At 49.8% G+C, this 13,853-nt stretch carries 14 protein-coding genes; 3 read left to right on the top strand and 11 right to left on the bottom strand.

Annotated features, from left to right (window positions below; translation table 11 throughout):
- Window positions 1–7: 7 nt before the first annotated feature.
- Both hutI and hutU read right to left on the bottom strand, forming a co-directional pair.
- Window positions 8–1,270 (bottom strand): imidazolonepropionase, encoded by a 1,263-nt coding sequence (gene hutI / locus ATH33_RS12500; RefSeq protein ID WP_037992949.1) that lies wholly within the window; start codon window positions 1,268–1,270, stop codon window positions 8–10.
- 5 nt (window positions 1,271–1,275) lie between these two features.
- Entirely contained in the window at window positions 1,276–2,934 is a 1,659-nt protein-coding gene (hutU, locus tag ATH33_RS12495) for a urocanate hydratase (protein WP_049720538.1), read from the bottom strand.
- A 215-nt stretch (window positions 2,935–3,149) separates the two neighbouring features.
- Between hutU and ATH33_RS12490 the strand changes: the two genes are divergently transcribed.
- Both ATH33_RS12490 and ATH33_RS12485 read left to right on the top strand, forming a co-directional pair.
- Window positions 3,150–3,467, top strand: a complete 318-nt coding sequence (locus tag ATH33_RS12490) for a hypothetical protein (RefSeq protein WP_062843295.1) — start codon at window positions 3,150–3,152, stop codon at window positions 3,465–3,467.
- 38 nt (window positions 3,468–3,505) lie between these two features.
- Window positions 3,506–4,090: a YdcF family protein gene (locus ATH33_RS12485; RefSeq protein ID WP_049720539.1), complete on the top strand. Its 585-nt coding sequence runs from the start codon at window positions 3,506–3,508 to the stop codon at window positions 4,088–4,090.
- 18 nt (window positions 4,091–4,108) lie between these two features.
- Here ATH33_RS12485 and ATH33_RS12480 read toward each other — a convergent pair whose 3' ends face one another.
- The gene (locus ATH33_RS12480; protein ID WP_037992953.1) at window positions 4,109–4,513 is read right to left on the bottom strand and encodes a DUF309 domain-containing protein; all 405 of its coding nucleotides are present in this window, start codon (window positions 4,511–4,513) and stop codon (window positions 4,109–4,111) included.
- A gap of 44 nt (window positions 4,514–4,557) precedes the next feature.
- Between ATH33_RS12480 and ATH33_RS12475 the strand changes: the two genes are divergently transcribed.
- A complete protein-coding gene (locus ATH33_RS12475; RefSeq protein ID WP_037992954.1) occupies window positions 4,558–4,791 on the top strand; it encodes a DUF1128 domain-containing protein in 234 nt (77 codons plus the stop codon).
- Window positions 4,792–4,818: 27 nt separating this feature from the next.
- On the opposite strand, the gene ATH33_RS12470 is transcribed toward ATH33_RS12475, so the two are convergent.
- From ATH33_RS12470 to ATH33_RS12435, 8 genes are all read right to left on the bottom strand, one after another.
- Complete coding sequence (locus tag ATH33_RS12470) at window positions 4,819–5,211, bottom strand: acyl-CoA thioesterase (protein ID WP_037992957.1); 393 nt, start codon at window positions 5,209–5,211, stop codon at window positions 4,819–4,821.
- A gap of 21 nt (window positions 5,212–5,232) precedes the next feature.
- Window positions 5,233–5,808, bottom strand: a complete 576-nt coding sequence (locus ATH33_RS12465; RefSeq protein WP_037992958.1) for a hypothetical protein — start codon at window positions 5,806–5,808, stop codon at window positions 5,233–5,235.
- 184 nt (window positions 5,809–5,992) lie between these two features.
- A complete protein-coding gene (gene lpdA / locus ATH33_RS12460) occupies window positions 5,993–7,411 on the bottom strand; it encodes a dihydrolipoyl dehydrogenase (RefSeq protein WP_037992959.1) in 1,419 nt (472 codons plus the stop codon).
- Between the two features lies 1 nt (window position 7,412).
- Window positions 7,413–8,684: a dihydrolipoamide acetyltransferase family protein gene (locus ATH33_RS12455; protein WP_062843293.1), complete on the bottom strand. Its 1,272-nt coding sequence runs from the start codon at window positions 8,682–8,684 to the stop codon at window positions 7,413–7,415.
- A gap of 102 nt (window positions 8,685–8,786) precedes the next feature.
- Entirely contained in the window at window positions 8,787–9,767 is a 981-nt protein-coding gene (locus tag ATH33_RS12450) for an alpha-ketoacid dehydrogenase subunit beta (protein WP_037992963.1), read from the bottom strand.
- A gap of 3 nt (window positions 9,768–9,770) precedes the next feature.
- Window positions 9,771–10,874, bottom strand: coding sequence for a pyruvate dehydrogenase (acetyl-transferring) E1 component subunit alpha (gene pdhA / locus ATH33_RS12445; RefSeq protein WP_037992965.1), 1,104 nt, complete (start codon window positions 10,872–10,874; stop codon window positions 9,771–9,773).
- 553 nt (window positions 10,875–11,427) lie between these two features.
- Window positions 11,428–12,777: a hemolysin family protein gene (locus tag ATH33_RS12440; protein WP_121874479.1), complete on the bottom strand. Its 1,350-nt coding sequence runs from the start codon at window positions 12,775–12,777 to the stop codon at window positions 11,428–11,430.
- A 91-nt stretch (window positions 12,778–12,868) separates the two neighbouring features.
- A complete protein-coding gene (locus tag ATH33_RS12435) occupies window positions 12,869–13,738 on the bottom strand; it encodes a Cof-type HAD-IIB family hydrolase (RefSeq protein WP_037992968.1) in 870 nt (289 codons plus the stop codon).
- Between the last annotated feature and the right edge of the window lie 115 nt (window positions 13,739–13,853).

Below are 13,853 nucleotides of genomic sequence, written 5' to 3'. Positions count from 1 at the left end.
TTCCTCCCTAAACAACCCATTTTCCTTTTTTCATCACTCGTTCCACGTCATTGGATCCGTAATGATACGTCAAATGCAGATAGTTGGGCACATCGAATACAACCAAATCCGCTTGCTTGCCGGGCTCCAGACTTCCGATCCGGTCCGCCCGGCCGATGGCATGAGCGGCATTGACGGTCACCGCTGTAATCACCTCTGCCGGGGTCATCTTCATGTGAAAACAAGCCAGATTCATCATCAAAAGCAAGGATTCGGTCGGGGAAGAGCCCGGATTGCAATCCGTCGACAAGGCCACCGGCACCCCGGCATCAATCATCTTTCGCCCGTCGGCAAAGGGGGCCATCAGGAAAAAGGCCGTTCCCGGAAGCAAGACCGCCACCACTTTCGCTTTGGCGAGTGCGCGGATTCCTTCATCGGACGCTTTCAGCAAATGGTCCGCGGAAATGGCACCGATGCGGGCAGCGAGTTCCGCCCCACCCGTCGGTTCGATTTCGTCCGCATGAATCTTCGGGATCAGGCCGGCCGCTTTGGCCGCCCGGAGGATCATTTCAGACTGTCCGACGGTAAACACGCCTCTTTCGCAAAAAACATCGCAAAATTCAGCCAAATGCTCCGAAACCACCCGCGGTATCATCTCGTCCGTGATGAGCCTGACATACGCATCCGGTTGTTGTTGGTACTCCTTCGGGATCGCATGCGCCCCCATAAAAGTGGATACGATCTCCACCGGATGCTCCTCATTCAATCGTTTGGCCACTCTGAGCTGTTTCAGTTCATGTTCCAGGGACAGCCCGTATCCGCTTTTCGCTTCAACGGTGGTCACCCCGTTCTTTAAAAACCGGTCCAGCCTCGCTTTGGCTTGCTCCGCCAATTCATCGGCACTCGCTGCCCGTGTTCTTTGGGTGGTTGACAAAATTCCGCCGCCGGCCTCCAAGATCTCCAAATAGGTTTTCCCGTTTAAGCGCATGTTCAGCTCATCTTCACGGGAACCGGCATACACCAAATGGGTGTGCGGATCAATGAGCCCCGGCATGATGACTTTTCCCGTCGCATCCCAATGGTTCACCTTTTCCCATGAACCCCATCGTTTCCGCGCTTCACTCTCCACTTCGTTGCGGGTCCCGACGGCAATGATCGTGTCTTTTTCAACAGCCACCGCCCCATCTTCGATGATGCCCAGATCATTCATTGCTTTCCCGGTTTTCGGGTGTTTGCCGGCCCCTTGCAACGTAAGCAATTGGTTTGCTCCGGTAATCAGCCACTTCTCCATTTCCCTCACTCCATCATCGGAATCTGAATCCCGTGCTTTTTCGCCGTTTCGACCGCCTTTTCATATCCGGCGTCCACATGGCGCACGATCCCCGTGCCCGGATCGGAGGTCAACACCCTTTCCAGGCGCCTCGCCGCCTCTTTGCTGCCGTCTGCCACCACCACCATGCCCGCGTGGATCGAATAACCCATCCCGACACCGCCACCATGATGGATGGACACCCAGCTTGCCCCGTTGACCGCATTGATCAATGCATTCAACAGCGGCCAATCTGCAATCGCATCACTGCCATCTTTCATTGCTTCGGTTTCACGATTGGGAGAGGCCACCGAACCGCAGTCCAAATGATCCCGTCCGATGACAACCGGCGCCTTCAGTTCGCCCGATGCCACCATTTCATTGATGATTCGTCCGAATCGCACTCTTTCGCCGTAACCCAGCCAACAAATACGGGCCGGCAAGCCTTGAAATTGCACCTTCTTGCGGGCCAAATCGATCCAGCGCACCAAAGAGGGCTGGTCTTTAAATTCCCGTTTGATCACTTCATCCGTTTTATAAATGTCTTCCGGATCGCCGGACAAGGCCACCCAGCGAAACGGACCTTTTCCTTCACAAAACAGCGGCCGGATAAAAGCCGGGATGAATCCGGGGATGGAAAACGCTTCTTTCACTCCTTCATCAAAAGCGGCCTGCCGGATGTTGTTTCCGTAATCAAAGGCAACCGCCCCCCGTTCTTTCATCGCCAACATCGCCTTGACGTGTCCGGCGATACTTGCCTTGGCTTTTCGGATATATTGCTTCGGATCGGTCTTGCGAAGCCGCTCGCATTCTTCCAAAGTCATCCCGGCAGGGTAATAACCGTTCAACGGATCATGAGCCGAGGTTTGGTCGGTCACCAAATCCGGAATAAACCCCCGTTTCACCATTTCAGGGAGACATTCGGCGGCATTTCCCACGAGTCCGATGGACAAGGGTTTGCCTTTTTGTTTGGCCGCTTCCGCCATGCGGATCGCTTCATCCAGACTGTCCGTTTCCCTGTCCAGATAACCCGTTTGGATTCTTCGCCGGATGCGGGAAGGATCGCATTCGACCGCAATGATCACCCCTTCGTTCATGGTGACGGCAAGCGGTTGCGCGCCTCCCATTCCGCCCAACCCGGCAGTGACCGTGACCGTGCCTTTCAAACTGCCTCCGAAGTGTTTCCTTGCGGCTTCGGCAAACGTTTCATACGTCCCTTGCAAAATCCCCTGGGTCCCGATGTAAATCCAGCTTCCTGCCGTCATTTGCCCGTACATGATCAAGCCTTTTTGTTCCAGGTCACGAAAGGTCTCCCAATCAGCCCAAGCCGGAACCAGATTGGAATTGGCCAGCAAGACCCGCGGCGCATCCGGATGCGACTTGAAAACCGCCACCGGCTTTCCGGATTGAATCAGTAACGTTTCGTCATTTTCCAACGCTTTCAGCGAGCGCAGGATCGCATTAAAACATTCCCAATTCCGGGCGGCTTTTCCCATTCCCCCGTACACCACCAGCTCTTCGGGACGCTCCGCCACCTCCGGATCCAAATTATTCATCAACATCCGGTAAGCGGCTTCTTGAACCCACCCCTTGGTTCTTAAGTCCGTTCCCCGCGGAGCGCGGATCTCTTGCCTCTTTCCATTCACCACAGATGGCTCCTTTCGGAATTTTCCTTGTAAACGCAATATTATTTATATTTCACTTTCACCTTATCATGCTGGAAAACCAAGAGGCAAGCCATTCCGTTATTGAGTTAGCTCAGCACAGGAAACGGACGAAAATGCCCTCTTCCCCTTTTCTTTCATGTCCCCCGGATTTTTGCTATATTGATGAAGAATGCATTTCAAGGAGTGAGCATCCATTGAGTATGGAGATTTCCGATTTGGCGGCCGGGAAACTGCACTGGCTGCTTTACCAGGAGCAGCAGTCGGAAAACCATCCGTTGGGGGTGAAGATTGTTTCTCTCACTTCCGGGTGCAACAGCCCGGTTTATGCCCTCGAAATCACGGAAACGGATCCGGCCTGTGAACAAGAAAACATCAAAGGCATCCCGTTCATGTGGCAAGCCGGCGAAAAGGAATGGATCCAAGGCTTAAAGATCGATTATGATCCGGTCCGCAGAAAATTTTCTTTGACCCATCAACATCCGCCACGCATGCCCGACTGCCCGATTGCATGAAATAATAACAGAGACACAAAAAAACGGAGAGGGGAATCATGCTGACAAGCAAATGGTTTTGGTTCGGATGGCTGTCCGCCCTTTTTTTCTGCGGGGTTTTTGTCTTCGTTCACCTGTGGCAATGGGTTTCCCGTTTTGATCATAAAGATCCGCCGGAGGAACATGCACAAGTCGGAATCGTGTTGGGAGCGGCATTATGGAATCAACAGCCGAGCCCGGCCCTGAGGGAGCGTTTGGAGCTTGCTTTGCAATTGTACAGGCAAGGGAGAGTGGATTATCTCATTTTATCCGGGGGACTGGGCAACAACGGGATCACAGAAGCGGAAGGAATGAAAAACTACCTGGTGGAACGCGGGGTTTCCCCCGCCCATCTTCTTCTGGAAGACCGTTCTTCCAACACCAGGGAAAACCTGCTGTATTCTGCGCAAATCATCAAACGGACGGGGTTTGAGAAGATCACCGTCATCACCCATGACTATCACATGTTGCGGGCTTTGAATTATGCCCGGCAAGCCGGCCTGGAAGTGACAGCTTCGCCCGTTCATTCCAAGGTATTATTCCTTCCGTACCATAAAGCACGCGAATGTCTGGCCTTGATCAAGCAACAAGTGTTTAAACACTGAACGGACACAACGGAAGCCTTAATGGTCCTGATTTTCCATCTTGACCACTTCCTTTCTTAACACCGGGTCCGTCAGTTCGATCACGATCCGCTCCGGGACGGCATCCAAACGGGCTTTTCCGTTTAAAAAGGCGATTACCTTTTTCACATCCCGTTTTAACCGGTCCAAGTTGATCCCCATCCACTCTTTCTCCGGATAAAGCGACAGCTTTTCCAAAGCACTGGTGAGCAATTTTAAAGCTCCGTTCCGGTTGTCGTTTTGCAAATGGTACAATCCGACAGCCACTTGGAGCAATCCTTGGTAAAACGGTTCCCTGCCCTCTTCGAGCCACAGCTCTTCCAACATATCGTGGCATACATAGTAGTCACAGACCGTGTTAAAATAATGAAAAAAGGCAATATATAAAGGGGAATAAGGCTCCACGGATTTTCACTCCTTTAAAAAACGGCAGAGAGGATGGAGCAAATTTGAATTCTGGCACGCCCAGCAAGGAAAATCTGGAACAAATTGTCGAAGAAATCAAAAGCAACCTGAGATTGGTCAATGCATCCATCATCAGACCGGAAGATTTCTGCTTGGATCAATATGATGAATTGTTGGAAATCCATCAACTGATCCGGAAAAAAGAAGGCCGGCTGACGATGATGGAAATCGAAGGGATACTGGAGGAGTTAAGGGAACTCCGGACAAACGCAAAATGAAGGCAGGGTTTTCCCCTGCCTTGTTTTTTATGTAAAAATTTTGGCCAATGGTTCGGGCAATGCAACCGATTTTCTTTTTTTCAGGTCGATCGTGACACTGGTCACTTCCGCATCCGCCACTTTCTCCCCTTGTTCATTATAAATTTCATGTTTGAGCACAAAACTGGTTCTTCCTTTCCGGACAGGCTCTGTGGATATCACCAGCTTTTGCCCCAACAACGCTTCCTTCCGATAGTTAATGTTTATGTTGACAGTCACTGTTCCCACTCCCATCTCCGTAAACACATCAAACGGGAGTCCCATTTTGTTGTACCAATCTTCACGGCTCCATTCCATATACTCTAAATATTTCGCATTATTCACATGCCCCATGACGTCGATTTCCGTCGGCCGCACTTCAATTTGAATGGAGGTTTTCATCTCTTTCTCCCCTTTTTGAGATCAAAATAGCGATTTTTTCTTTGTCTGAAAGGCATTTTTCTTGATATCGTCGATCATCTCCAAAATCTCCAGCCAATATTGGTGATCCTCGACCAACCCAAATTTCCGCGTAAGGTATTCATGATTCCAAACAAATGCACGTAACGTAAATGCGTTGATCACCACGGCCTGTCCCTGACAGGATTCATAAAAACTTTTGTACAGAATGGGTTTCATTTTCAAAAAAGCCGCCTCCATCAACTCATCCTGTGCGACTCCGTGTTGCCGGACATAAATGCCCGGCCGGATCTTTTTCCACTCTTGCAAGATCCGCTTGTTTAAAAAACTTTTCTGGTATTGGACAAACGCTTTTTGTTCCTCTTTCGTCACTTCCCCTTTGCTTCCCGCAATCTGATCCATGATGTGGAAAATGGTGTTTAATTGAGGGGGTGACAAGTTTTCCGGCTTTTGGTGCCTGACATAAATATTTTTGTGTTTGAGAGAAGGAATCAACTCACCCATTTTTACGGCAACAGTTCCGCGCCAACCATTGCAAACCTTCAGAAACAACTGAGCCCATCGATGATACCAATTCATCTGCTTCACCCTTAACCATGCATGAATTGCCAGACCAAAAAAGATTATTTTCAGAAATATTCCCTTCCCATTATAATATGAAAAGTCCCCAAGCAGTTTAAATCGCGATTATTTTTAAATTTCCGTCAAATCTCGCCAAAAAAGTGCCCCGTGAAAGATTCACGGGGCACCGGGTCCGAAAAGCTTACCGGTTCACCATATGGATGGCGTGGCCCAAGACGCCTTCGGCCGCTTCCATGATTGTTTCGGTCAAGGTCGGATGCGCATGAATCGTCAAAGAAAGATCTTCTGCGTTGGCACCCATTTCCACGGCAAAAACGGCTTCTCCGATTAATGTGGAGGCTTCCGGACCAACAATTTGAACGCCCAAAACCTGTTTGGTTTCGGAGTCGGCGACGATTTTGACGAAACCGTCAGCCTGATTCATCGACAAAGCGCGTCCGTTTGCCTGGAAGGCAAAGCGGCTGACCACCGGATCATAGCCTTGTTCTTTGGCTTCTTCTTCCGTCAGGCCGGTGTAAGCAATTTCCGGATCGGAGAAGACAACAAACGGCATGGCTTGATAGTCAATGACGCTGTTCATTCCAGCAATGGCTTCCGCAGCCACTTTTCCTTCGTAGCTGGCTTTGTGGGCCAACAGTGCACCTCCGGCGCAATCTCCGATGGCATAGATGTGATCCACATTGGTGCGGCATTGATTGTCGATTTTAATAAAGCCGCGTTCATCCAGTTCCACTTGAGCGTATTCCAATCCCAATTCGTCGGTGTTCGGTTTCCGACCGACCGCAACCAGGCAATAGTCTGCGGTAAATGTTTTTTCTTCCCCGCCGACCGTGGCTTTGATTTCCACTTCTTCGCCTTTGTTTTCGCCACCTTGAACCATGGCTTCCGTCATAACGTTGACGCCCAGTTGTTTCAAGCGGCGCATCACCATTTTTGTCAATGCCGGATCGCTTCCGGGGAGAATGGATTTGGCTCCTTCCAAAATGGTGACTTCTGCACCCAGTTTCGCATAAGCGGTACCCAATTCCAGACCAATGTAACCGCCGCCCACAACCACCAAGCGTCCGGGAACTTCTTGCAATTGCAGCGCTTCGGTGGAGGAAAGGATCCGTTTTCCATCAAACCGGAGAATCGGAAGTTCAGCCGGACGGGATCCCGTTGCAATAATCACATCGTTAAATTTATAAGTCTGGCTGGAATCGTCCGTCACAACCCGGACCGAATCGGTGCCGTTAAAGTATGCTTCTCCGCTGATGATCTCCACTTTGTTTCCTTGCAACAGCGATTTCACACCGCCGGTCAACTTTTTCACAACGCCGTCTTTCCATTTCATGAGTTCCGGCATGTTCACATTGACATCCCCTGAAACTTCGATCCCCATCTGATCCGCTTCTTTGATGGACAAGAAACGTTCAGAAGCGGTGATCAAAGCTTTAGACGGAATACAACCACGGTTCAAGCACACGCCGCCCAAAGCATCTTTATCGACAATGGTCACTTTGCGTCCCAGTTGTGCGGCACGAATGGCTGCCACATATCCACCCGGACCGGCTCCGATCACCAGAACATCGACTTCTTGTGCAAGATCTCCCACTACCATATCAGCTCATCTCCATCATTAAGAGTTTTGGATTTTCCATCAACTGTTTGAACCGACGCATAAATTGTGCAGCCAAATCGCCATCCACCAGACGATGGTCAAAGCTCAAAGATGCAAACATTTGCGGGCGGATGACAATCTCTCCGTCACGAACCACCGGTTTTTCCTGGATGGTTCCGACGCCCAGGATGGCCACCTCCGGATAGTTGATGATCGGGGTGAAGAATTGAGCCCCGTATCCGCCGAGGTTGGAAATGGTAAAGGTGCTGCCTTTCAATTCGCTGGGATCCAGTTTCATTTCACGTGCTTTGGTTGCTTTTTCGGTGATTTCCTGAGCGAGTTCGAAAAGCGATTTGCGATCGGCATCTTCAATGACCGGCACCATCAAACCATGGTCGGTCGCGGTGGCCAGACCGATGTTATAGTATTTTTTGATGACAATCTCTTCTCTTTCTTCATCGATGGACGCATTCAGTTCCGGGAACTCACGCAATGCAGCGATGGCCGCTTTGATCATGAACGGCAGGTAGGTCAATTTGATTCCGCGTTCTTGCGCCACTTCTTTTCCCCACTTGCGGATGGCCATCAATTCCGTTGCATCGATTTCGTCCATCAAGGTGACATGAGGAGCGGTATGTTTGCTTTCCACCATGCGTTTGGCGATGGTGCGACGGATGCCGCGCAGCGGAATGCGTTCTTCGTCCCCTCTGGTTTCCACCGGTGTTTTTGGCTCCACGGTTTTCCCTTGAACCGGTTGCGTTTCCGGTTGGGCTGCCGCTTCAGCTTGCCCGCCTTCTGCAAACCGTCTGACGTCTTCGGCCAAAATCCGGCCATGTTTTCCGGTTCCGGTTACCTGGGTGATGTCGACTCCCAACTCACGCGCCAATTTGCGGACAGACGGCATCGCCGATACATTCCGTTTGTTGCCGGCTTGCTCCGGAGCCGCTTTTTTCTCTTCCTTGGCTTCCTGAGCCGGTGCTGCCGTCTCTTCAGCCGCGTCTTCTTCTGCCACCTCTGCTTCTTCGAAATCTCCTTCTGCATCGATGATGGCAATAACCGAGTCGACGAGCACCACATCCCCTTCTTTGACTTTGATCTCTTTGATCGTCCCCGATACCGGAGAGGGGATTTCCACAACGGCTTTATCAGTTTGCACTTCGGCAAAAATGTCAAATTCCTGGATGGTGTCTCCTTCTTTGGCGTGCAGTGTCACGATTTCGCCTTCATGAATTCCTTCGCCCACATCCGGCAGTTTAAATTGATATGCTGCCACGAAAATAGCCTCCTTTTCTGTTTTCATGTTTAAGAAAGGACGCGGTGATGTCGAAACCACCGCATCCATCGGTATGTGTCTTTCCGGCACACTTTTTTACAATCAGAAGTCGAGTACTTCGGTAATTCCTTCCACCACGCGTTTGACATCCGGAATCCACTGGTCTTCGATCATCGGGAATGCGATGACGGTATCCGGAGGAGCAATCCGTTTGACCGGTGCTTCCAGTTTCAAGATGGCATGTTCATTGATTTGAGCAATCACTTCTGCCGCAATTCCGGAAGATCTTTGAGCTTCCTGTACCACCACGGCACGTCCCGTTTTTTCCACCGATTGGATGATGGTTTCGGTATCCAGCGGGCTGAGCGTGCGAAGATCGATCACTTCCACTTTGGTTCCGCGTTCTTTTTCCAGTTGCTCTGCCGCTTTCAAGGATGTATGAACCATGGCACCGTACGTGATCACCGTGACATCGGAACCTTCCCGAACCACGTTGGCTTTACCGATCGGAACGGTGTATTCCCCTTCCGGAACGTCTGCTTTTTGCGAGAAGTAAAGTTTCAAGTGTTCCAGGAAGAATACCGGGTCATTGTCCCGAATGGCCGAAATCATCAATCCTTTGGCATCATACGGATTGGAAGGCATAACCACTTTCAACCCTGGTGTTTGGGTGAGCAATCCTTCCAACGGATCCCCGTGAAGTTCCGGCGGTTTTACTCCTCCGCCAAGCGGTGCGCGGAACACGATCGGGGCATGAAAACGGCCGCCGGTCCGGTAACGCAAGCGGGGAGCTTGTACACAAATCGAATCCATGGCTTCAAAGATAAAACCGATAAATTGGATTTCAGCAACCGGACGGAATCCTTGGCTGGCAAGACCGACTGCCAAACCGCCGATTCCGGATTCGGCAAGCGGTGTATCAAAGACGCGATCTTCCCCGAATTCTTTTTGCAATCCGTCACTGACACGGAACACACCGCCGTTTTTCCCCACGTCTTCCCCAAACAAGAGTACGTTCGGGTCCCGTTTTAACTCGACACGAAGTGCATCATTAATTGCTTTTACCATTGTCATTTGTGGCATGGCTTATTTCCCCTCCTTTGTATATTCCGCTTTTTGTCTTTCAAGGTTCGGAGGCGTGACTTCAAACATGGAGTCAATCAAACCAGAAATGGTCATTTTCTCATATTTATCCGCTTTTTTAATTTCTTCGGAAACGGTTTGTTTTGCTTCCTCAATCACTTGGTTTTCGTCTTCTTCCGTCCACAGTCCTTTAGATTGCAAGTATTTGCGGAAACGAACCAACGGCTCGATTTTTTCATATTGTCCCGGTTCATCTTCCGGACGGTAACGGGACGGATCGTCACCGGACATGGAGTGCGCTCCGAGACGGTAGTTGATGGCCTCGATCAAGGTCGGTCCTTCACCGTTGCGGGCACGGTCGGCGGCATCTTTCACCACACGGTACACGGCCAGGACGTCCATTCCGTCCACTTGCACGCTGCGAATACCGGCAGCGACCCCTTTTTGTGCGACGGATTTTGCCGCTGTTTGTTTGCGGAACGGTGTGGAGATTGCATAACCGTTATTTTGCACGACAAAAATGGCGGGCAATTGATAAGCGCCGGCAAAGTTCATTGCTTCATAGAAATCCCCTTGGGAACTTCCTCCGTCACCGGTGAAGGTGATGGCAACGCGTTTTTCCCCGCGGCGTTTAAACGCCATGGCCACACCGGATGTTTGCACATATTGCGCCCCGATAATGATTTGGGGAACCAGGACGTGCACATCTTCCGGAATTTCCCCGCCGTGCTGATGGCCGCGGGACCACAGGAACCCTTGGTACATCGGATAGCCATGCCAGTAAATTTGCGGGATATCCCGGTAACCCGGCAAAATAAAATCATCTTTATTCAAAGCGTATTCGCTTCCAATCATCGTGGCTTCCTGCCCGGAAACCGGCGCGTAGAACCCCAGGCGTCCTTGGCGGGCGAGGCTGACCGCACGCTGATCCCATGTACGGGTAAAGACCATTCTTCTCATTAATTCTCTCAACTGTTCATCGCTTAACTCCGGCATGTGTTCTTCATTGATCACTTCCCCTTCCGGAGAAAGGATGGCAAACGGCTCTAACGGTTTCAGGCTGACTTCCGCTTTGCCAAAGACGGCAGCTTGTTTTGTTTTTGCCATGATTCATTCACCTCTTTGAATTAGTCTCAAAAAACCAATCAGTGAAAGCGTTTCACTGTTACACCCATTTTTTTATTCTGTTTTATAACAACAAAAATAATCAAGGGAAAGCAATTGATTTTATTAACTTTTTTGCTTTGAAACAAATGGCCTTTCCTCAATAATACAACTCACAGCAAATTTGTCAATCGCTCAAGAGCATCATTTTGTACTTTCCTTATCTTACCCATCCACAAACACGCTCCATGCATGTTCCCGGATGCATTTCATGTTCATCAAAAAACAATTGATGATATTAAATATTCAAGAAATAAATCCCTTTATAATTAAATTAAAAAATGGTACATTCTATAGAAAGGTTTTTGATTCTCTGAATAATAATCCATTAAATTTTTAAACGAAGAGGTGACGTTTCATGTGCGCTTTTTTGGAAGCGGACCCGCCCATCAGCCAAACCTCTTGACTCAGAACAGAAATCACAGCAATTCATCTCAGACCGTCAGATATACATACAAAAACAACACCAAAAGGCCTGGAAATTTGTCCAGGCCTTTCAGTGTTCCGAAAATTGCGGCATGACATTTTCCCATTTGACCGGTTCCGAAAAACGAATCTCCCCGGTCCGCTCTGCTTCCGGTATCCATGCATGCCTTTTATGAAGTGACACTTCTATTTTACTAATCCGCAAATGATCCACTTGCTTCACCCGAAACAACAAATGGGAAAAGGCGACTTGGTCTCCGACTTCAGGCGCTTTCTCCAACCGGGAGAAAAGCCATCCGCCGATGGTGTCATTGTGATCGTCCTGAATATGACAATGAAAAACCTGATTCACCTCGTCGATCAACCATCCCGGATCGATCTCCATCTTGATTGAACCGGACAGCGGTTGCCTTTCTTCAGGCAACGGACGGGGAATCTCTTTCAGCATCATATTCATGATGTCTTCCATCGTGACCAGTCCGGAGGTTCCACCAAATTCGTCGATGACCACCGCCAGTCTGATGTTTTCCTGCCGAAAAAGGCGAAGCATGGCTTTGAGCTCCATCGTCTCGGGCACAAACATCGCCGGACGAACCAAATCCCTGACGGAAAAGTCATCGCCTTCCCTCATCTTTTCAAACACGTCTTTGATGTGGATCACGCCGAGAATCTCATCTTTGTCTTTCCCGCAATAAGGAAACCACATGTGGCTTGACTGCCGGATCGTCTGAAACATCTCCTGTTTCGATTGCCCTTTATACAGGCAGACCATTTCCACCCGGGGAACCATCACTTCCCTCACGACACGGTCAACCAATGCAAAGACATTATCCACCAGAGCAAAAGCGGTTTGATCAATCACCCCGTGTTGATAGCTTTGCTCCAGCGATTGCCGGATCTCTTTTTCCGATGGAACCCTTTGCTTGCCTGCATCCATTCCCAGTTTCCGCGAGAGGAAAACGGTCAATTGCCGCAAAATTTGGACAACCGGACGAAATACATGGTAACAGCCAAGCACCCAAGGCGTCAAAAAGCACATTAAATTTTCCGGTTTGGAAAGAGCAAAAAGCTTCGGCAAGATCTCGCCAAAAACCGCATGCAACAATGTCAACAACAAAAAAACCAAGAAAAAAGCAATGATCTGAACGGCTCCGTCTGACAGGCCGAAACGGTTCAGCCCGGATTCCATCCATTGAAACAAAAAAGATCCGCCCATCCATCCCAAACCGAGAGAGGATACCGTCATCCCGAGTTGCGCGGCAGAAACATATTGGTGGATATCCAACCTTTTCAACGACATTTCCAGCCTCTTCTTTGCCGGCGTATGACGCACCATAAGCTCTGCTGCAACAAAAACGGAATTAAACAGCACCAATAAAAGAACGACTCCAAGCACCCACCAACTGTCAGGATCTTCCAATTGTCAATGCCCCCTAAAGCGTTCTCGTTCTTATTATAGCAAAAAAACTCTTTATGAGACCGTATTCCGGCCCACAAAGAGTTTTCCCCCTCTATACCACCGCTTCAATGCCGGCCCAGGTTTGAATCGCGTAGGCCACCCCGTGTTCATCATTGGTGCGTGTGACATAACGGCAGGCTTTTTTCACTTCTTCCTCCGCATTTCCCATCGCCACACTGACGCCGGCCCGTTTCATCATGGAAAGATCATTGAATTGATCGCCCAGGACCATGACTCGTTCCATCGGAATCCCATGCAGCCGGGCGAAAAACTCCACTGCGATCCCTTTTTGCGCTTCGGGATGATTGATTTCGATATTTTGCCCGTTCGAGCTGGTCACACAAACCCCGGCAACCGATTTTGCTTTTTCGCGCGCTTCGGCCAGTTTTTCTTCCATCAACGAAAAAGCCAGGACTTTAAAGACGGGGGATTTCGCTTCCTCCATCACATCTTCATAATACCGATCGCAAATTTCCGTCGTGCGAAATTGTTTTTTGGCCAAATCCCGAATCCAGTCCTGAACCTTCGAACGATCGATTTGAAGCCGGTCCAGCTCTCCTTTTAGATTTTGAAATCCGTCGCGATTGCAGTAAATCCCGCCGGAGGTGTACAGCTCATGATAAATCCCCGCTGCCCGGAAGGCTTCATGCAGCTTCCGGACTTGATTTACATCCAGAGAAATCTCCCGGAGAATCATCCCTTTTTCCGACCGGATGCAAGCGCCGTTCAAATGGATCAAAGGCAATCGGAGGCCGGCTTCCTCGAGAACCGTGACGGCGCCTTGGTACGAACGCCCGGTTGCAATGACCACCAAAATCCCTTTTTCCCGGGCCAAACGCAACGCCTTTTGATTTTCCGGACTGATCTTCCCTTCGTGATTCAATAATGTTCCATCCATATCTGTTGCAATCATTTGAACCATGTTCCCCACTCCTTCCCGATGCTGACAAATCATTTCTTACCCCAACCAACCATCCCTTAACCATCCTGAACCAAATCATGTATAATGGTCAATGGAATTTGACAGCAGACAAAAC

The sequence above is a fragment of the Thermoactinomyces vulgaris genome (assembly GCF_003688725.1).
Taxonomy (GTDB): Bacteria; Bacillota; Bacilli; order Thermoactinomycetales; family Thermoactinomycetaceae; genus Thermoactinomyces; species Thermoactinomyces vulgaris.
The sequence above is the reverse complement of the archived record's forward strand: the minus strand, read 5'-3'. Positions and strand labels throughout refer to the sequence as shown.